Source organism: Staphylococcus sp. NWU MKU2 (assembly GCF_033283605.1).
Classification (GTDB): domain Bacteria; phylum Bacillota; class Bacilli; order Staphylococcales; family Staphylococcaceae; genus Staphylococcus; species Staphylococcus haemolyticus.
This window is the reverse complement of the sequence record NZ_JAVSMH010000010.1, coordinates 39655-59401: the sequence shown is the minus strand read 5'-3', so window position 1 is coordinate 59401 and position 19747 is coordinate 39655. Positions and strand designations below refer to the sequence as shown.

The following is a 19747-nucleotide window of genomic DNA, read 5'->3' as shown; positions in this document are numbered from 1 at the left end:
AGTAACCGTGTACTAGAAAACAAAAAAAGAAAAATTTTATTATTTATTTGAAATAACTTTTCATTTTAGTAACAGTCTTGTCAATATTATGACTACGTGCAATCGCTGAAATAACTGAAACACCATCTGCATCATTTTGAGCAATAGGTTCAATATTGTCTTCTGTTATGCCTCCAATTGCTACCATTGGTAACGAAGGATTGATGTTCTTTAATGTAGCAATCATTGATGGACCTACTGGTGCGTTAGCATCATTTTTAGAGATTGTTGCAAACATAGGTCCAACTCCAATATAATCAACATGTTCTAAATCCGAATGATAATATTCTTTCTCATTTCCAATGCTAAGCCCAATGATTTTATCTTTAAATCGTTCAGCAAAAGACTTCACATTTTCATCATCTTGCCCTACATGAATACCGTCTGCATTTATTTTTTCAGCTAAATCAACGTCGTCATTTACAATAAATGGTACTTGATAGTCATGACATAGTTTTAATAAATCAATTGCTAAATCTTCTTTCGCAACACCATCTAATGATGTTGGCCCCTTTTCACGGAATTGAAAAAGGGTAATTCCAGCTTCTAAAGCTTGCTTTAGTATTTCTCTAATATCTTTTCCTTCTGGAACATCTTGCGTACCGCAAATAAAATAAACGTTTAATAATGATGAATTAAACATATTATTCAACCTCTTGTCTTTTGACTTGGTGTTGGTAAGTATTAAAGTCAATGTTATACATTTGATCTAACAGTTTGGGTAAAAATGTACCTGGTCCATTCACTTGTTGATCCTTTTCAGCAATTTCAGCAGCAATATTATAAATGCTCACTGCTTCTTCTAACACTTGTAGTGTTGGATTTTCTTCTCTAAATAAGAAACTCGCTACAATACCACCGAGTAAACATCCAGCACCAGTAATTTTAGCTAATAAAGGTGACCCATTAGATAACTTGACAACTTTGCCACCTTGGACAACAACATCATCTTTACCTGTTAACACGATGGCTGTATTCAATTCCTCATGGGCTCTCTTAGCTATTTCAACAACATCTAAGTCAGTTTCACCATCTGTACCTTTCATCGTTGTAGTCGAATCTACTAACGTTAAAATTTCTGAGGCATTTCCTTTAATTACTGATACTTTCACTTCTGATAAGAATTTTTGGCAAAATGCTTTACGATATGAAGATGCACCAACTGCCACTGGATCAAATACAATCGGTGTTCCTTGTTGATTCGCAATTTTACCAATTTCCAATATGTCTTGTTCATTTGCTTTAGTCATCGTGCCAATATTAATAAGTAATGCACCAGCGACTTTATAAAATTCCTTCGCTTCTTCAGGTGCTTCACTCATTGCTGGGCTCGCGCCGATACTGAGTAAACCATTGGCTGTAAAATTCTTCACGACATCATTTGTATAACATACAACTAATGGGTTCTCTTGTCTCAAACGTTCTAAGTTATTCATCATCTAAACCTACTTTCTTCATATAAGCAAAATGGTTCACTGGCCCTCTACCTTGACCAATCTCTGAAGTATATTGAATACTTAATGAAATAAATTTCTTAGCTTTTTTTACCGCTTCATAAATTGATTTACCTTTTGCAAGTTCTGCAGTAATTACAGCTGAAAATGTACATCCGGTGCCGTGAGTATGTTTTGTATCAAAGCGTTGATCTTCAAAAGTATATACATCATCCTTAGTAAACAAGAAATCTTTGGCATTGTTTAAATCAGCAGAATGCCCACCTTTTATAACGACGCCTTTACTACCTATCTCGTTAATAAATATGTTACCAGCTTTTCGTATATTTTCTTCAGTGTCTATTTTGATACCAGTAATTTCCTCTGCTTCAGGAATATTAGGCGTAACGACATCTGCTAAAGGTAGTAATGTATTCTGTAAATGTTTCTTAGTATCATCATCCATAAGTGAATCACCACTTTTAGCAAGCATAACTGGATCAATAACGTATGGAATATCTGAATGTTGTTTCAAATAATGTTGGATTAACTCCATTGTTTCATGAGTTGCAATCATGCCTGTCTTAATAGCATGTGGTAATTCATCATTAAAGACACTGTCTAATTGTTCTTGTACCCAACTTGTCTCAAGATTATGGATGTGTTGAACGCCTTTAGTGTTTTGCGCAACAATACTTGTTATTGCTGCCATACCGTAGACGCCACAGGCATGAAATGATTTTAAATCGGCCATCACACCAGCGCCACCTGATGGATCAGTTCCTGCAATTGTTAAAGCAATTTTGGGTTTATGCATTTTTGTCGCCTCCGAAGTTCCACTGTTCATTAATATAAGCCATATTAAAGAAATTACGTTCATGTATAGTACTTTGTAAGAAACTTTCTTTAATATCTTTTTTCTCTTGTTCTGTACAATTTGCTGTTAATTCATCTAATAAATTGTCAAATACTTCGATTAATGGTCGCATTTCTGTGCTATAGAAATCAAACCATTTCGCTGTTACTGAATCTCTATTTAGATTTTGATCATCTAATGCCATTTTAGCTACTACTTCATATACATAAGGACAAGGTGCCATTGCAGCTATAGTATACGCAGCATTTTCATGTGCATATGCGTGATAATACATATGTTTAATATAATGATCTCCACTAGGTGGCCATACTTTTTCTTTAACAATTTCTTCATAAGGTTCGTTGATATAATCTGCTAGGATTTCATGTGCCTCAACCTCACCATCAAGCATAAATCCAATTTGTTCAACTAAAAATTTAACATCCTTCATTGATGGCGCTTTTGGGATAAGAAGTGCATATAAATTTGTAAATTCTTTCAAATATGATGCATCTGCTCTTAAATATTGACGTACTGCTTGAGCATCTAAATCCCCTTTTAATAGGTCTTGTATAAAACCATCATTATAAATTTCTTCAATAATAGGTTGCGCAGCCTCTTTAATCTCAGTTGAAAATGTCATATTAATCCTCCTTAAAATTAAAAAATGCTACATTTCAACGTAGAAATGTAGCTATCATTCAATAAAGAGAACGTAACATTTACATAACTACTTTCCTACGTTGGTGCTAACCAAATCAGGTTATAAGGGTCTGAATTAATCATCTCAGCCATTTACTATGGCTCCCCTAGTAGCATTAATTTATTAATTTAACAATATCAAAATGACTGCGTTTTATCAAACAAAACAAAAAAGAGTGGAACAAAATTCACTGTTCCACTCTTACTTTAAAATGATTAAATTACTATATTATGCAGTTACCCATTGTGAAGCGCCTGCAGTGTTATATAATTTAACTGCTGCAGCATCTTGTACGTCTTCAGGAGCTTGTGCTGGTGAAACACCTTTATATTCATCAGGAGCTACTGAATCCCAAGTAGATTGTAGGAATTGATATTTACCTGCTGCACCTGAACTTGGGTTGATAGCAGTAATGTCGCCACCAGATTCACGTTGTGCAATTTGTTGTAAATGACTGTTAACATTTACAGAAGAACCACTTGAAGTATTGTTATTTGAAGAACTTGAGTTAGAAGTTGTAGCTTCAGTTTGTGGTTGTTGTGTTTGTTCAGTTTGAGGTGCTTGTTGAGTTTGAGTTGGTTGAGCTTGACTAGATTGTTGTTGTGAACCAACTTGTTCAGCTGAAGTTTGATTAGAAACAGTTGAAGCTTGTGCACTTACATCTTGTTGTTGAGAAGCTTGACCTGATTGTGCATAGTTCCAACTCCAATTAGTACCATCTGATTCAAAATGGTAAGTGAAACCTTCATAATCAAAAGTTACATTGTAAGCACCCTCTTGGATAGGGCTATCATTTAATGATTGATCATTTGATTGAGCTAATTGAGCTAATTCTGCTTTATTTACTTGAGCTTCGCTCGCATCTGCGTGTCCAGCGTTGCCAGCAACTACTCCTAAACCTACTGCTAATGATGAAGCAATAATTGTCTTTTTCATAATATATATCCTCCTAAGAATGTTTGTGTCTTAATTAATTTTACAAGTAACACTTTAACATCCATAAAATCATAGTAGGTTACAGTGAAATAAAAAAAGACAGGACTTTTTTACATAGAAATTACATTAGTAAAACCATAATTATTTCAATTGCAAACTATCATGACAGTTTTGAATAGGTATATAAACATCTTATCTTTGTAATATTTATGAAATCTTTCAGATAATTAAATGGATAATTTAATAGCCTCCCTTATAAATTCTTTATATAAGAGAGGCCATGAGTATAATTAAAAGAAGTTTTTATAGTAAATAGGGATGGAGCTATTAGAACATTAGTTAACATCAATCACTTCAAGGTGATCAAAGGAATAAGCGTCTTCATCATATGAGGTGTTAGGAAGAATATTATCGTTTTTAGATTTAGGGGACATAAATTTAATTGTTTCAACATATAATTCAGTCACAAAGTGCGTTTGGCCATCTTTATCGTATTTACGAGATCTCATTTGTCCTGTAATACCAACTAAAGTGCCTTGGTCTGTATATGATTCTATATTTGTTGCTGTTTTACCAAATGCCTTACAAAAAATATAATCACAAGCTATTTCATTATTTTCATCTTTATAATTACGTTCAGTTGCAACACAGAACGTAGCTATCTTCACCTCCTCGTTTTCAAATATTTGTGCCTTTTTGGTCAATCGACCTACTATCACAATTTTATTTAGCATGTGTCACCTCCTTCTATAACTATATTATTCATTTATAATTTAGGCGTCAAAATTCTATTTTTAATATTTTTATTCCTCTTAATACACAAAGTTTGATATATTTAAAGAAAATAATTGTAAAACTCATATTAGATTATTAATAATTTCATTTTTTGCATAATTTTAAATTTTTTGGGGATGTGATGAAGTGAAGACATTTAAAGCTGTACGTTTTCAAATCGTAAACGAGAATGGTGGAATAACTGAATTCGAGTTAGAAGATGGTGTAATCATTAATAAAGAAAATAGTGGCACAGGTTGGCTCTTAGAGGTTGTCATTTCAAATGCACATTATGAGACAATGAAAAAATATTATGATGATCAAACTTTATTGGACATTAGAGTCGTGATAACGCGTCCTTCAAATGATCCCGCTTTATTTGATGCCACAATTAAAAGCATTTCTGAATTCGAAACAACAATGTCAATAGTATTTGACTGTCATATTTATACTTTACGTCAAGTATATGCAGAGAGTTTATTAGAACAGTTAATTGATGAAGGTCTTTCTGGTGAAGAGTTAAAATTAACATTCAATCGAATGATGCAATCAAAACCAAAACTTAAAGAAGAAAAATTTGAGAGAGAATAAAAAATTGCCTCCTAACACTTTATTAAGTTAGGAGGCAATTTTTTTATTATTTAGGCATCTTGAATTGCGAAAGTTAGTTCACAACTGCAAGCTAATTGTCCATCAACAGTTGCTTTAGCTGTACCTTTTCCAATCGGACCTTTAATTTTAGTAATTTCTACTTCTAACATTAAAGTATCACCAGGAGTTACTTGCTTTTTAAATCTACATTTATCAATACCTGCAAATAAAGCAATTTTACCTTTATTCTCTTCACTGTTAAGCATAGCAACAGCCCCTGTTTGAGCTAATGCTTCAGTAATTAGTACGCCAGGCATTACAGCATAATCTGGAAAGTGTCCTTGGAAAAATGGCTCATTACCAGATACTTGTTTTAAGCCCACACATCTTTTGCCTTCTTCATATTCAACTACACGGTCAATTAGTAAAAACGGTTGTCTATGTGGAATGATTTGTTTAATTTGATTATAATCGAAAATTGTTTCCATAATGTAAGTCCTCCAGAAGTTTATACGATAATTATCTTATTAATCATTTACTCTTTCAATGTTGGCGCCCAATGATTTTAATTTCTCATGGAAATTAACGTAACCACGGTCTAAATGTTTCAATTCAGTAACCTGGGTTGTACCTTCAGCTACTAAACCAGCTAATATTAATGCCGCAGCTGCACGTAAATCCGTTGCTTTAACTTGAGCACCTTGTAATTGACTCTTACCTTGTATTTTAGCGCTTCTGCCTTCTACAGTAATATTTGCATTCATACGTCTGAATTCGGCAACGTGCATAAATCTATTTTCGAAGACTGTTTCAGTTATCACTTTATGACCTTCAGCTGTTAATAATAACGCCATCATTTGTGATTGCATATCTGTTGGGAATCCAGGGTGTGGCAATGTTTTAACGTCAACTGGTTTAAGTTCATCCTCAGCAGTGACTCTTACACCATCTTCTTGGAAATCTAAATTAACACCCATTTCTTCTAGTTTATAAATTAAACTAGTCATGTGTTCCTTCACAGCGTCTCTAACAAATACATCGCCACGTGTAATTGCAGCAGCTATGATAAGGGTACCTGCTTCAATTCTATCTGGAATAATTGAATGTTCAACACCTCTTAATTTTTCGACACCATGAATTGTAATAGTATCAGTACCAGCTCCGGTAACTTTACCACCCATTTCATTGATATAGTTTGCTAAATCAACAATTTCAGGTTCTTTAGCAACATTTTCAATTACTGTTTTACCCTTTGCAAGTGAAGCAGCCATAATAATGTTTTGAGTTGCACCTACACTAGGGAAATCCAAATGAATATCTGTACCTTTTAAACCATCTTTTGTACTTGCATAAATATTTCCATTTTCAAGGTGAATTTCAGCACCTAGAGCTTCAAAACCTTTAATATGTTGCTCTATTGGTCGTGCACCAATTGCACAACCACCTGGTAATGCGACAATGGCATGTCCTAATCGAGCTAGTAAAGGACCCATAACCAATATGCTCGCACGCATCTTACTAACATATTCATAAGGTGCCTCTTCTTTTAATGTTGTAGATGCATCAACTAATACAGCACCTTCTTCTTTGTTATACTCCACATTAGCGTTTAATGTTGATAACACATTATTTATTGTTACAACATCACTTAGATCTGGAACGTTAACAAGTTTACTTTGACCTTCTGATGCTAACAGTGATGCAGTTAGTACTGGTAAAACTGCATTTTTAGCTCCTTCAACTTTAACTTCTCCAGTTAGGCGATTGCCACCTTTTATAACTATTTTATCCATAATAATCCTCCACTTTAAACTCCTATTACTATCATCATTTCCCGATTTTCAATCAATTATTTATTTATTATATCCATTTTTAAAAAGAATTTACAATAACCTCATTATTGAAATAAAAATTTCACTTGTGTTGAGAATTGTAATAAATCAATTAAAAAATTACTAACAGCTGTACCCAATAATACCGCTAAAAACATTAGACAAACTTGTACTTGAGTAGCATAGCCTTTTTTAAAAAATTGATCTAATTTAAGAGAGTTTAATGCCCAATAAGCTATACAAATACACAGAACATGTAAAATTAAGTGTACTATTGCAAATTGTCCAATATAATCCATGACATTCTCTCCTTTTAGATTTCTGTACTATATTGTACATTAAATAAGCACAGAATGATACTAATCGTGACTATGATACAACATAAAAAAGGTTTGAAAACTAAAGTTAGTTTCCAAACCTTTTTTATTATTTTAATTCTGCTACGCGTAAGCGGTTTTCAGCTCTTGCCAACGCTCTTTTAGCTCTGTTTATATCACTGTTATCCTGATCTTCTAAATGAGATTGTGCTCTTTGACGAGCTAATTTAGCTCGTTCTACATCAATTTCACTTGCAGTTTCAGCTGTTTGAACAATGACAGATACTTTATGTTGTCTAATTTCAACAAAGCCACCACTAACAGCTATATATTCAGTACCATTTCTAAAATTCACTTTTACATGGCCTGTTTTTAATGCGGCAACTGTCGGAATATGCCCACTCATGACACCCATTTCACCAGCTGTAGTTTGAAAAACAACTAATTCAACGTCATCTTTTTCGTAGACTGAACCATTAGGAGTGACAATATCAAGATTAACTGTACTCATTATCTATACCTCCTAATTGTTTAGACTTCAACACCCATATCTTTTGCTTTGGCAATTACATCTTCCATACTTCCAACTAAACGGAAAGCATCTTCAGGAATATGGTCATATTTACCATCTAAAATGTCTTTAAAATCAGCTACTGTAGTTTTAACAGGAACGTATGAACCTTTTTGACCAGTGAATTGTTCTGCTACATGGAAGTTTTGTGACAAGAAGAATTGAATTCGACGTGCACGTTCTACAGTCAATTTATCTTCTTCTGATAACTCATCCATACCTAAAATAGCAATGATATCTTGTAATTCTCTATATTTTTGAAGTGTTGATTGGACATCTCGTGCCACTTCATAATGCTCTTGACCAACAATTGCTGGTTCTAATGCTCTTGATGTAGATGCTAAAGGATCCACGGCAGGATAGATACCCATCTCAGTTAATTTACGTTCTAAGTTAGTTGTAGCATCTAAGTGAGCAAATGCAGTTGCTGGCGCTGGGTCAGTATAGTCATCGGCTGGTACGAATACAGCTTGAATTGAGGTTACTGAACCTTTATTCGTTGATGTAATACGTTCTTGTAATTGACCCATTTCCGTAGCTAAAGTAGGTTGATAACCTACAGCTGAAGGCATGCGTCCTAATAATGCTGATACTTCCGAACCTGCTTGAGTAAATCTGAAAATGTTATCGATGAATAACAGAACGTCTTGTCCTTGTTCATCACGGAAATACTCAGCCATTGTCAATGCAGAAAGTGCCACACGCATACGTGCACCAGGTGGCTCGTTCATTTGACCAAATACCATTGCTGTTTTCTTAATAACACCACTATCTCTCATTTCATAATATAGGTCGTTACCTTCACGTGTACGTTCACCTACACCAGCAAATACTGAGATACCACCATGTTCTTGTGCGATATTATTAATCAATTCTTGGATTAAAACGGTTTTACCAACACCGGCACCACCAAACAGACCGATTTTACCACCTTTGATGTATGGTGCTAACAAGTCTACAACTTTGATTCCAGTTTCAAGAATTTCTACTTCAGTAGATAATTCGTCAAAGTTAGGTGATTGTCTATGAATTGGATCACGTCTTACTGAACCATCTAATTTATCTTCTAAATCAATTGTGTCACCTAATACGTTAAATACACGTCCTAAAGTTACTTCGCCAACTGGTACTGAAATGTCTTTTCCAGTGTTCTGAACTTCCATACCACGTTGAACACCATCTGTTGAATCCATAGCAATTGTACGGACAACGTCATCACCTAGTTGTAATGCAACTTCAAGCGTTAATTCAAAAGTACCATCTTCTTTGGGAACTTCGATGATTAAGGCGTTATTAATTTCAGGTACTTCATTATGTTCAAAACGAACGTCAATAACAGGACCCATAACCTGAGTTACACGGCCATTACTCATGTTGTTTCCTCCTTTAAATTATTATTCAAGTGCTGCGGAACCACCAACAATTTCAGTGATTTGTTGAGTGATTTCAGCTTGTCTAGCTCTATTATATTGTAATGATAAGTCATCAATAAGTTCAGTTGCATTATCAGAAGCATTTTTCATTGCAGTCATTCTCGCTGCATGTTCACTAGCCTTAGCATCTAAAATCGTTCCATAAATTAAACTTTCAACATATTGAGGAAGAATAACACTTAGGATAGACTCTTTATCAGGCTCAAATTCATACGAAGACATTTGACCTTGACCTTGGCTAGAATCTTCACGAGATAATGGTAAAACTTGTTTAGTTGTTGGTTTATTCTCAAGAACACTAACATAGTGACTATAATAAATTTTTAATTCGTCAATATGTTCTTCACTGAATAAGTCAATCGCATGTTTAGCAATTGCTTGTATTGATTTAAATGAAGGTTGATCAGGAACATCAACAAGCGAATTCTCAATTTCATAACCTCTATTTTTAAGGAAATCAACACCAGATTGACCCAATACAATAATGCTATATTCGTCACTACTAGTATGCTTTTCTTTAATGTCATTAATAAGTCGTTTTAGTACATTTGAACTATAAGCACCTGCTAAGCCTTTATCACTTGTAATAACTAGGTAGCCACTATGTTGAACTTGTCTAGGTCTAAGCATAGGATGACTAGAATTTTTACTAGCACCTGCAATTGCAGTAATAGCATCTTGCATTTTCTCCATATAAGGTTCAAATTGTTTAGTGTTTTTTTCAGCTCGACGTAATTTTGAACTTGATACCATGTTCATCGCTTTGGTAATTTGTTTCATTTTTTTCGTCGATTTAATACGACCATCTATTTCTTTTAATGAAGCCATTATCTCACCACCCTTTCAATTTAAAGTTTAATTATTCAGATTTGCTAAAGCTTTTCTTGAATTCATTAATAGTTGCTTCAAATTTATCATCAGATGGTAAGCCACCAGTTTCTCTAATTTCATTTAATAAGTCTGAACCATTTGATTTAGTCCAACTATTCAATTCATTTTCAAAACGTGTGATGTCTTCTACAGGAATATCATCTAGGTAACCTTTTGTTAATGCATAGATAATTAAAACTTGATTTTCAACAGGAAGTGGTTTGTTTTGATCTTGTTTCAAGACTTCAACCGTACGTTTACCTCTTTCAAGTTTTCTAGCTGTAAATTCATCTAAATCAGAACCGAATTGTGCAAATGATTCTAATTCTCTATACGAAGCTAAGTCTAAACGTAGTGTACCTGCTACTTTCTTCATCGCTTTAATTTGAGCAGATCCACCTACACGTGAAACTGATTGTCCTGCGTTAATCGCTGGTCTTACACCTGAGAAGAATAAATCAGATTGTAAGAAAATTTGTCCATCTGTAATTGAAATTACGTTAGTTGGTACGTATGCAGAAATATCCCCTGCTTGTGTTTCAATGATTGGTAACGCAGTAATTGAACCGCCACCTAAATCATCATTTAGTTTAGCTGCTCTTTCTAATAATCTACTATGTAGGTAGAATACGTCACCTGGATACGCTTCACGACCTGGTGGTCTACGTAATAATAATGATAACTCACGGTAAGCAGCAGCTTGTTTAGTTAAATCATCGTAAACGATTAATACATGTTTACCATTGAACATAAACTCTTCACCCATAGTTACACCTGAGTAAGGTGCAATGTAAAGTAATGGTGAAGGTTCAGATGCTGAAGCTGAAACAACAATTGTGTAATCTAATGCACCAGCTTGACGCAATTTTTCTACATTTGCACGTACAGTTGAATCTTTTTGACCAATTGCTACGTAAATACAAATTGTATCTAAACCTTTTTGGTTTAAGATTGTATCAATACCGATTGTTGTTTTACCTGTTTGTCTATCTCCGATAATTAACTCACGTTGACCACGTCCAATTGGAACTAGTGCGTCAATCGCTTTAATACCAGTTTGAAGTGGTTCGTCAACAGATTTACGAGCCATTACACCTGTAGCTTTTTGTTCAACAGGACGTGTTTTAGTTGTATTGATAGGACCTTGTCCATCAATAGGTTGACCTAGTGGGTTAACAACACGACCAATAAGTTCTTCCCCTACTGGAACTTCCATAATACGTCCAGTACGTCTAACTTCGTCGCCTTCAGTAATTTCAGTATATGGTCCTAAAATAACTACACCCACATTTGATTCTTCAAGGTTTTGAGCTAAACCAAGAACACCATTTGAGAACTCTACTAGCTCACCAGCCATACAGTCATTTAATCCGTGAATTAATGCGATACCGTCACCAATTTGGAGTACCGTACCAACATCAGTTACAGACATTTCAGACTCATAATTTTCAATTTGTGAGCGAAGTAATGCACTGATTTCTTCAGCTTTTATGGCCATCTATGTCACTCCTCTTTATTTTAGTTTACTCTTCTAAATTTGCGTTCGATTTGTTCTAAATCTTTTTTAACACTGCCATCTAGCACAGTAGTACCAACTTTAACTCTAAATCCTCCAATTAATTCTGGATTTATTTTCGTAGTAATATGTACTTGTGATAAATTAGTTTGTTTTAAAATTAAGTCTTTAATGCGATCAAGTTCTTCATCACTTAATTGATAAACTGATTCAACAATTGCTGAATCTTCATTATGATATTCATTATATAAACTTTTGAATTCTTTAAAAATTGAATTGATAAGTACTAAATGACGATTATTAGCTAATATCATTAGCATATTTTTTAAGTAATAATTAGCATCTCCAAAAACGATACCAACAAATTTGCGTCTTTCAGAAGCTGGTTGGTTTGGATTTGAGTCAATTGCTCTTAAATCTTCACCATAGTTTCTTGTAGCTTCACTAACTTCACTCAATTCATCATACATTAAATCTAATCTGTCTTTATCAATAGCGACGTCAAATAATGCTTTAGCGTATTTATTTGCTACATTTGTCATTATTTATCGCCTGCCTCTTTTAAATACTTATCAACAAGTTCTTTTTGATCTTGTTCTGAAATTTCTTTTTGAAGTACTTTAGAAGCAATCAATACTGATAATTCAGACACTTGATTGTTAATATCCGCTAATGCACGTTCTTTCTCGCTATTGATTTCACTTTGAGCAGTTTCAATCATACCGTTTGCACGAATATTTGCTTCATGAATGATTTCTTCATGTTGTTTACGTGCTTGAACTCTAGCATCTTCTAAAATACGTTGAACTTCATCTTGAGTTTGTTTTAGTGTCTTTTTGTTTTCTTCTTCAAGTTTTTGTGCATTTAATTTTGCTTCTTCGGCTTCATCAATGTCTCTGTTGATGTCACGTTCACGTTTATCCATTACTTCTTTTAATGGACCCCAAGCAAATTTCTTAAGTAGTGCTAGTAATATAGCAAATGTGATAACTGTTACAATTACAGTACCCCATTCAACACCACCACCTGCTGCACCTAGAACGAATGAATTAGTTAATGCATTCACTGGCATTTGACACTCCTTTCATAATTAATCACCACTTGCCATTAAATAAAACGAACGGCGAAGATCCAAGTGACTTCGCCATGAAATTTTCTTATTGGAAAAGAGTCATGAATGCGATTACAACACCGATGATAGGTAATGCCTCAACTAAACCAATACCGATGAACATGATACTCATTAATTGTCCACGTGCTTCTGGTTGGCGAGCTACACCTTCTACTGTTCTTGAAACGATAAGACCGTTACCGATACCTGCGCCTAGTGCTGATAAACCAATTGCAATTGCTGCTGCGATTAAACCCATATTAATAATTCCTCCTAAAATGTTTGTTTAAGTTAATGTGTGTCCGCTACTTTGTGGGACATGTAAACCATTGAAAGCATGATAAATATATATGCCTGGATTGAGCCAACAAAGATTGAAAATCCTTGCCATACGATTAAACCTGGAATACCTATAATCCAACCCCAAGCACTACTTACAACTAAACCGGCTAATAATGAAAGTAATAATTCACCGGCAAAAATATTACCGTATAAACGTAGTCCAAGTGTTAGTGTTGAAGAGAATTCTTCAAAAACATTGATAATTGCTAAAGGCCAGAATGGTTTGAAGTAATTACCTATGTATGCCTTAGTACCACGCATTTTCACACCATAATAGTGTGTAAGTAATATCATCATAGTTGACAATGTCAATGTGACTGTTGCATCTGCTGTTGGTGATTTCCACCATAGATAATGATCTTTAGTCACTATAGCAAATGGTAACCCTAACATGTTTGCAACAAAGATAAATAATATCAATGTTACAGCTAAGAAGTGAAACTGACCACCTTTTTTCCAAGCCATATTACTCTCAATGATGCTTCTCACAAAGTCAAAGATCCATTCGATAAAATTCTGTTTACCTGATGGTCTTTTCTTTAAATTACGTGTACAAATAATAGCTATAAGAAAAACAATGATTGCTGTAATAACTAACATCATGATGCTTGCTAAATTGAAAACGAGATCAAAACCAAACACATTCCAACTCACGAGCGGGTTTTTGTGATCCATGTACTCACCTCTTTCGTTCTTAAAATTTTAACTCTTTAGCAGTAGAGGGCGTAGTATGATTAAAACATAAGAAAACATAAGACCTATCATTACTCCAATAATATTGACATAATCTTTTAATAAAAACCATATTACGCACGCAATGATAGCGACTAAGTACCTCCAAGTATTGCCCGTAGAAATATGTATGTTATCTGGTTGCTTTGCCCGAGATAAATATAATTCGAAAATATAGGTATTTATTAAAGATCCAACTGTGCCGATTATCAATCCAAGAATAAAAGGTTTTGGAATAATGATATACAATACACCAAATAAAATTAGAAAATAAATATAATATTGAATGAATTGTTTAAATATGATGCTGAAACGCCTCATTTTTTTCCTCCAAATTAACTTATGACAACCATGTAAACCGTTCCACTCATACAAATTTAATAATAATATAGGGTAAATAGTGTGTCAATTCTATTCAAATTGTTGTAAAAATTAACTCTTTAATTGTCACAAAATGTTCACAATTATGATTATTTTATGAATTGAAAGACTTTGGCATTTTTGAAGTTAAGCCGAAATAATATTTTATACTCTCACATATTCTCAAAGATGCATTTCCATCACCATAAGGATTTTGAGTTAGCGCCATTTGATCATAAATCATTTGATTTTCTAAGATTTCTGTTGTTGATTTAAAAACATTATCAAAATCAGTACCTACAACCTTTAAAGTACCTGCTGTTACACCTTCTGGTCTTTCAGTTACATCTCTTAGAACAAGAACAGGTTTATTTAATGAAGGGGCTTCTTCTTGAATCCCCCCTGAATCAGTCAAAATTAAATATGCTTTATTTGCAAAGTTATGAAAATCTACAACATCGAGTGGTTCAATTAATTCTATACGTTCATTTTCTCCTAAATACTCGTAAGCTAGTTTTCTTACTTTAGGATTTAAATGCAATGGAGACACAATAACGATATCTTCATATTCATCCACAATTTTGCGCATCGCTTTGTAAATATCAATCATTGGCTGTCCGACATTTTCTCGTCTATGTACAGTTAATAATATAATACGTTTACCTTGATGTTTTCTTATAATATCTGAAGTATATTCTTTTTGTATTGTTAGTTGGAGTGTGTCGATAGCAGTATTTCCAGTAATAATTATTGAATCAGGACTCTTGTTTTCTTGAAGTAGATTATTAGCCGCCCCTTTAGTAGGTGCAAAATGTAAATCGGCTAAATTGCTAACCATTTGCCTATTCACTTCTTCTGGAAATGGCGCATATTTATGTCGCGTTCTTAAACCTGCTTCAACATGACCAATAGCAACTTTATTATAAAAAGCAGCAAGAGCACCAGAAAATGTTGTAGTTGTGTCGCCATGAACTAATACCATATCTGGTCTCTCTTTTTTTATAACATCTTCAAGTTTCGTCATAGCTCTTGAGGTAATGTCGGAAAGTGTTTGACCTTCCTTCATAATATTTAAATCATAATGTGGCTTAATGTTAAAAGTATGTAATACTGAATCTAACATCTCACGATGCTGAGCAGTTACAACAATCATTGGTTCTAACTCAGCATCATATTCGAGTGCCTTTACTAAAGGTGCCATCTTAATTGCTTCTGGTCTAGTACCAAAGACTGTCATAATTTTTTTCATACTTTAAGCTCCTAAATACTATTTTGTACCAAATAATCTGTCCCCAGCATCACCTAAACCAGGCGTAATGTATGCTTTGTCATTTAATTTTTCATCTAATGCTGCAATATAAATATCTACATCATCATGCGCCTCTTGCATCTTTTCTACACCTTCTGGTGCTGCAATTAAACACATAAATCTAATATTTTTTGCACCGCGTTTCTTTAATGAATTGATGGCTTCAATTGCTGATGCTCCAGTTGCTAGCATTGGATCTACAACAATGATTTGTCTCTCATCAATATCTTGTGGAAGTTTAGCAAAGTATTCTACTGCTTTTAATGTGTTAGGATCACGATATAGACCAATATGACCTACTCTAGCTGCTGGTACTAGACTTAACACACCATCTGTCATACCTAAACCAGCTCTAAGAATTGGAACGATAGCTAATTTTTTACCAGCTAATCTTTTTGCAGTCATTGTTGTTACTGGCGTTTTAATTTCTACATCTTGTAGTTCTAAATCTCTAGTAACTTCATACGCCATTAACATGCCTACTTCATCAACAAGTTCTCTAAATTCTTTAGTTCCCGTATTCATATCACGGATGTAACTTAATTTGTGTTGAATTAGTGGGTGATCAAATACATGTACTTTACTCATTTATATTTCCTCCAAAATTTTATAAATTATTCATATAGCGGATATTTAGCAGTTAAACGACTTACTCTTTCTCTTGCTTCTTTTAATTTAGTATCATTATTAGGATTTTTTAGTGCTAAGCTAATAATACGACCTACTTCTTTAAACGCTTCCTCATCAAAGCCTCTCGTAGTCGCTGCAGGTGTACCTAAACGTATACCACTTGTTACGAAAGCTTTTTCTTGATCAAATGGGATTGTATTTTTATTACATGTTATTCCAATAGAATCTAAAGTCGCTTCAGCTTCTTTACCAGTAACATTAACTGAATTTTTAACATCTACAGAAAGTAAATGATTATCAGTCCCTCCTGAAACAATTCTAAAGCCTTCTTCTTGCAATGTTTGTGAAAGTACTTTAGCGTTTTTAATTACTTGTTCTTGATAAACTTTAAAATCTTGCTCAAGCGCTTCACCAAACGCAACTGCTTTAGCTGCAATGACATGCTCTAATGGGCCACCTTGAATTCCAGGGAATATTGTTTTATCTATATCTTTCTTATACTCTTCTTTACAAAGAATTAAGCCTCCACGTGGACCACGTAATGTTTTATGAGTAGTTGTAGTGACAAAGTCTGCATGTTCAACAGGATTTGGATGTAAACCTGCTGCTACTAAACCAGCGATATGGGCCATATCAACCATTAATTTAGCACCAACTTCATCAGCGATTTCTTTAAACTTTTTAAAATCCAGTTGTCTAGAATATGCTGATGTACCTGCAACTATTAATTTAGGTTTATGTTCATGTGCTAATTGACGCACCACTTCATAGTCAATTTTTTCAGTTTCCTTATCTACACCATAGTCAACAAAGTTATAGAATTTACCACTAAAATTAACTGGTGACCCGTGTGTTAAGTGACCACCATGACTTAAATTCATTCCTAAAACAGTATCACCCATCTCAAGAGCGACAAGATAAACTGCCATGTTTGCTTGAGAACCTGAATGTGGTTGCACATTTACATGTTCAGCACCAAATAATGCTTTAGCTCGTTCGATAGCAATTGTTTCAGTAACATCTACATAATCACAACCACCATAATAACGACGACCAGGATAGCCTTCAGCATATTTATTAGTCATTACAGAACCTTGTGCTTCCATTACCGCTTCAGATACAAAATTTTCAGATGCTATTAATTCAATGTTGTTATTTTGTCTATTGTATTCATTTTGAATCGCTTCATAGACAGCTTTATCTTGATTTTGGATATAAGACATAAAAATCCCCTCCTACGCTTTCAAGCTTATTCGTATTTAGCTCGTTCACCACCGATTTTCTTAGGTCTTGAGGTTGCAATCGTTACAATTGCTTCACCAACCTGTTTGACACTTGTCCTAACCGGTACACAAACGTGTTTAATATGCATTCCAATTAATGTTTGACCTATATCAATACCTTTAGGTACAGAAATATGTTCAACTACGATTGGGTCATTCATATGCTTATAAGCATATGTAGCAAGACTACCTCCTGCGTGAACATCGGGAACAACAGTGACTTCTTCCATAGTTAGAGGGTTGAAATCTTCACTTTCAATTGTGACTGCCCTATTAATGTGTTCACAACCTTGGAATGCAAAAGAAACACCAGTATCTTGTTTCACTTCTTCTAATGCATTAAAGATCGCTTCAGCAACTTCCATTGACCCTACAGAACCAATCTTCTGTCCTATAACTTCAGAAGTCGAACATCCTATCACACAAATTTCATTTTCATTGAAAAATGATTGCGATTTAAGTTCATCAAGCAAAGTTTTAAGTTCTTGCATTGAAATCTCCACCTTAAATACATAATTAAAAAGAAGCATAGCAAACTAGCTATACTTCTTCATTATAACTTATTTAAAGCTTAACATATACTAATTGTATAATATTTGACTTATGAATTTGTACGTAACTTACCTATCAAATACAGAAGTTGTTCAAAGGTTTGACGGTAAGTATCTATGCTACCACCAAAAGGATCAACAATGTCACCTATTTCTCCAACATATTCACTGAGTTGATAAATGCGACCATTGTCACCATAATGAGAAACCAGTTGTTGTTTATGCATATCTGTCATCGTTAAAATTAAGTCACTATTCAAATCTTCCTCACTAAATTGCTTAGCTACAGTAGGTTCAGGCAAATTATGCTCCATAATGACTTCTAATGACTCTGGTGATACGGATTGACCATCAATCGCGAACAGTCCTCTAGAATTAATTGTGTCATCTACAAGCATTTTCTTCGCGATACTTTCGGCTATTGGACTTCGGCAAGTGTTTCCAGTACATACAAATGTTATTCTCATAAGTTATCACCTCGAACAATGTGATTACCTGTAGCTTTAATAATCCGATTCATTATTGCTTCAGATTCATCTGTTTTATCAAAAGCATAAATATATGCTTGATCTATTGATGGATTTTCATCAATACTATGAAGTATTTGATACAAGTTATGATTAGCTTGTCTTATATCTTTTTCATCTTTACAAAGTTTAATGAATAGTGCATCACTTGGAGCATACTGCTTCAAAGTTTCCGGTAAAATAAAAGCTATATTACTCCATTCTTTAATTGTTTTAATAGGTTTACTAAGATGCGTTAGCATCGTTACTGGTGTATCAGGGGCATAGTGCTTATACTTCATTCCAGGTGCTATTGGTTGGCTATTGACGTCATAATGATAATCCTCAACACTTCCTGGAAAAACATCATTAAGCATTGCTTGTGTTATTGATCCTGGTCTTGCTATTCTGAAAGGAAACTGTGTACAATCTAACACAGTGCTTTCTAATCCTTCTTCACTTTGATCACCATTGACTATACCGTCAATTTTGCCATTTAAATCATTAAAAACGTGTTGAAAGGTTGTAGGAGAAGGTCGCCCACTTACATTAGCACTAGGGGCAGCGATAGGCATATCAATGTATTGAAGTATAGCTCTTCCTATTGGATGGCTTGGCATTCTTACCGCAATTGATTGTAAGCCACCTGTTACTTTCTCACAAAGATAACCCTGTCTTAAAGGTAAAATAAATGAAATAGGTCCAGGCCAAAATTCATCCATCAAACATTTGGCTTCTTCAGGCAAATGAGAAACAATTTGATCAAGCTGAGATTTATCATGTATATGGACAATTAATGGATTATCAGAAGGACGTCCTTTGGCTTGATATATATTTGAAACTGCATGTTGGTTTCGAGCATCTGCACCCAATCCGTAAACAGTCTCTGTTGGAATTGCAATTAACCCACCATCATTATATACCTGTTTTATATTTTCCAATTCTGGATAATCCAATGGCGATTCTTGATAATCACGCATATCCCATATCTCAGTTTTCATCAAGCTCACTCCTTCATTATTGTTTTATTCATATATATGAAAAGTTACTCA

At 34.1% G+C, this 19747-nt stretch carries 25 protein-coding genes and 1 riboswitch; of the genes, 1 reads left to right on the top strand and 24 read right to left on the bottom strand.

The window, feature by feature from the left end; translation table 11 throughout:
• Positions 1-43 precede the first annotated feature (43 nt).
• From thiE to SBL15_RS11740, 6 genes are all read right to left on the bottom strand, one after another.
• Positions 44-682: a thiamine phosphate synthase gene (gene thiE, locus SBL15_RS11765; RefSeq protein ID WP_107613753.1), complete on the bottom strand. Its 639-nt coding sequence runs from the start codon at positions 680-682 to the stop codon at positions 44-46.
• 1 nt (position 683) lies between these two features.
• Entirely contained in the window at positions 684-1475 is a 792-nt protein-coding gene (gene thiM, locus SBL15_RS11760; RefSeq protein WP_107611864.1) for a hydroxyethylthiazole kinase, read from the bottom strand.
• Entirely contained in the window at positions 1468-2289 is an 822-nt protein-coding gene (thiD, locus tag SBL15_RS11755) for a bifunctional hydroxymethylpyrimidine kinase/phosphomethylpyrimidine kinase (RefSeq protein ID WP_317956063.1), read from the bottom strand. Before thiD ends, thiM begins: the two co-directional genes overlap by 8 nt.
• Positions 2282-2971, bottom strand: coding sequence for a thiaminase II (tenA, locus tag SBL15_RS11750; protein WP_317956061.1), 690 nt, complete (start codon positions 2969-2971; stop codon positions 2282-2284). The genes thiD and tenA overlap by 8 nt, the downstream gene beginning before the upstream one ends.
• A 75-nt stretch (positions 2972-3046) precedes the next feature.
• A riboswitch (TPP riboswitch) is annotated at positions 3047-3149 on the bottom strand.
• A gap of 110 nt (positions 3150-3259) precedes the next feature.
• Complete coding sequence (locus SBL15_RS11745) at positions 3260-3967, bottom strand: transglycosylase family protein (RefSeq protein WP_107611863.1); 708 nt, start codon at positions 3965-3967, stop codon at positions 3260-3262.
• Positions 3968-4302: 335 nt separating this feature from the next.
• Entirely contained in the window at positions 4303-4701 is a 399-nt protein-coding gene (locus SBL15_RS11740) for a single-stranded DNA-binding protein (protein WP_011275249.1), read from the bottom strand.
• Positions 4702-4888: 187 nt separating this feature from the next.
• Between SBL15_RS11740 and SBL15_RS11735 the strand changes: the two genes are divergently transcribed.
• Positions 4889-5332 (top strand): YwpF-like family protein, encoded by a 444-nt coding sequence (locus SBL15_RS11735; protein ID WP_317956059.1) that lies wholly within the window; start codon positions 4889-4891, stop codon positions 5330-5332.
• Positions 5333-5382: 50 nt separating this feature from the next.
• On the opposite strand, the gene fabZ is transcribed toward SBL15_RS11735, so the two are convergent.
• The 18 genes from fabZ to SBL15_RS11645 form a co-directional block, all read right to left on the bottom strand.
• The gene (gene fabZ / locus SBL15_RS11730; RefSeq protein WP_016931213.1) at positions 5383-5820 is read right to left on the bottom strand and encodes a 3-hydroxyacyl-ACP dehydratase FabZ; all 438 of its coding nucleotides are present in this window, start codon (positions 5818-5820) and stop codon (positions 5383-5385) included.
• Positions 5821-5859: 39 nt separating this feature from the next.
• A complete protein-coding gene (murA, locus tag SBL15_RS11725; RefSeq protein WP_016931214.1) occupies positions 5860-7125 on the bottom strand; it encodes a UDP-N-acetylglucosamine 1-carboxyvinyltransferase in 1266 nt (421 codons plus the stop codon).
• A gap of 104 nt (positions 7126-7229) precedes the next feature.
• Positions 7230-7463 carry a DUF1146 family protein gene (locus SBL15_RS11720; RefSeq protein ID WP_011275245.1) on the bottom strand — a complete coding sequence of 78 codons (234 nt, stop codon included), beginning with the start codon at positions 7461-7463 and terminating at the stop codon, positions 7230-7232.
• Positions 7464-7590: 127 nt separating this feature from the next.
• Positions 7591-7992 carry a F0F1 ATP synthase subunit epsilon gene (locus SBL15_RS11715; RefSeq protein WP_011275244.1) on the bottom strand — a complete coding sequence of 134 codons (402 nt, stop codon included), beginning with the start codon at positions 7990-7992 and terminating at the stop codon, positions 7591-7593.
• A gap of 20 nt (positions 7993-8012) precedes the next feature.
• Positions 8013-9425, bottom strand: a complete 1413-nt coding sequence (gene atpD, locus SBL15_RS11710; RefSeq protein ID WP_011275243.1) for a F0F1 ATP synthase subunit beta — start codon at positions 9423-9425, stop codon at positions 8013-8015.
• A gap of 21 nt (positions 9426-9446) precedes the next feature.
• Positions 9447-10313: an ATP synthase F1 subunit gamma gene (gene atpG, locus SBL15_RS11705; protein WP_317956056.1), complete on the bottom strand. Its 867-nt coding sequence runs from the start codon at positions 10311-10313 to the stop codon at positions 9447-9449.
• Between the two features lie 31 nt (positions 10314-10344).
• A complete protein-coding gene (atpA, locus tag SBL15_RS11700) occupies positions 10345-11853 on the bottom strand; it encodes a F0F1 ATP synthase subunit alpha (RefSeq protein ID WP_107611860.1) in 1509 nt (502 codons plus the stop codon).
• A gap of 20 nt (positions 11854-11873) precedes the next feature.
• Entirely contained in the window at positions 11874-12413 is a 540-nt protein-coding gene (locus SBL15_RS11695; protein WP_107611859.1) for a F0F1 ATP synthase subunit delta, read from the bottom strand.
• The gene (locus SBL15_RS11690; protein ID WP_016931216.1) at positions 12413-12943 is read right to left on the bottom strand and encodes a F0F1 ATP synthase subunit B; all 531 of its coding nucleotides are present in this window, start codon (positions 12941-12943) and stop codon (positions 12413-12415) included. The genes SBL15_RS11695 and SBL15_RS11690 overlap by 1 nt, the downstream gene beginning before the upstream one ends.
• A gap of 85 nt (positions 12944-13028) precedes the next feature.
• Positions 13029-13241 (bottom strand): F0F1 ATP synthase subunit C, encoded by a 213-nt coding sequence (gene atpE, locus SBL15_RS11685; RefSeq protein WP_011275238.1) that lies wholly within the window; start codon positions 13239-13241, stop codon positions 13029-13031.
• Between the two features lie 32 nt (positions 13242-13273).
• A complete protein-coding gene (atpB, locus tag SBL15_RS11680) occupies positions 13274-13999 on the bottom strand; it encodes a F0F1 ATP synthase subunit A (protein ID WP_011275237.1) in 726 nt (241 codons plus the stop codon).
• A 27-nt stretch (positions 14000-14026) separates the two neighbouring features.
• Positions 14027-14377 carry an ATP synthase subunit I gene (locus SBL15_RS11675; protein WP_107611857.1) on the bottom strand — a complete coding sequence of 117 codons (351 nt, stop codon included), beginning with the start codon at positions 14375-14377 and terminating at the stop codon, positions 14027-14029.
• Between the two features lie 154 nt (positions 14378-14531).
• On the bottom strand, positions 14532-15665 hold the full coding sequence (gene wecB, locus SBL15_RS11670; protein WP_317956054.1) for a non-hydrolyzing UDP-N-acetylglucosamine 2-epimerase: 1134 nt from the start codon (positions 15663-15665) through the stop codon (positions 14532-14534).
• A gap of 18 nt (positions 15666-15683) precedes the next feature.
• Positions 15684-16313, bottom strand: a complete 630-nt coding sequence (upp, locus tag SBL15_RS11665; RefSeq protein ID WP_011275234.1) for a uracil phosphoribosyltransferase — start codon at positions 16311-16313, stop codon at positions 15684-15686.
• 26 nt (positions 16314-16339) lie between these two features.
• The gene (gene glyA, locus SBL15_RS11660; protein WP_016931218.1) at positions 16340-17578 is read right to left on the bottom strand and encodes a serine hydroxymethyltransferase; all 1239 of its coding nucleotides are present in this window, start codon (positions 17576-17578) and stop codon (positions 16340-16342) included.
• A gap of 26 nt (positions 17579-17604) precedes the next feature.
• Entirely contained in the window at positions 17605-18129 is a 525-nt protein-coding gene (locus SBL15_RS11655; RefSeq protein WP_107611855.1) for a TIGR01440 family protein, read from the bottom strand.
• Between the two features lie 110 nt (positions 18130-18239).
• Positions 18240-18656 carry a low molecular weight protein arginine phosphatase gene (locus SBL15_RS11650; protein WP_107611854.1) on the bottom strand — a complete coding sequence of 139 codons (417 nt, stop codon included), beginning with the start codon at positions 18654-18656 and terminating at the stop codon, positions 18240-18242.
• Positions 18653-19696 carry an L-threonylcarbamoyladenylate synthase gene (locus SBL15_RS11645; protein ID WP_107611853.1) on the bottom strand — a complete coding sequence of 348 codons (1044 nt, stop codon included), beginning with the start codon at positions 19694-19696 and terminating at the stop codon, positions 18653-18655. The genes SBL15_RS11650 and SBL15_RS11645 overlap by 4 nt, the downstream gene beginning before the upstream one ends.
• Positions 19697-19747: the final 51 nt, after the last annotated feature.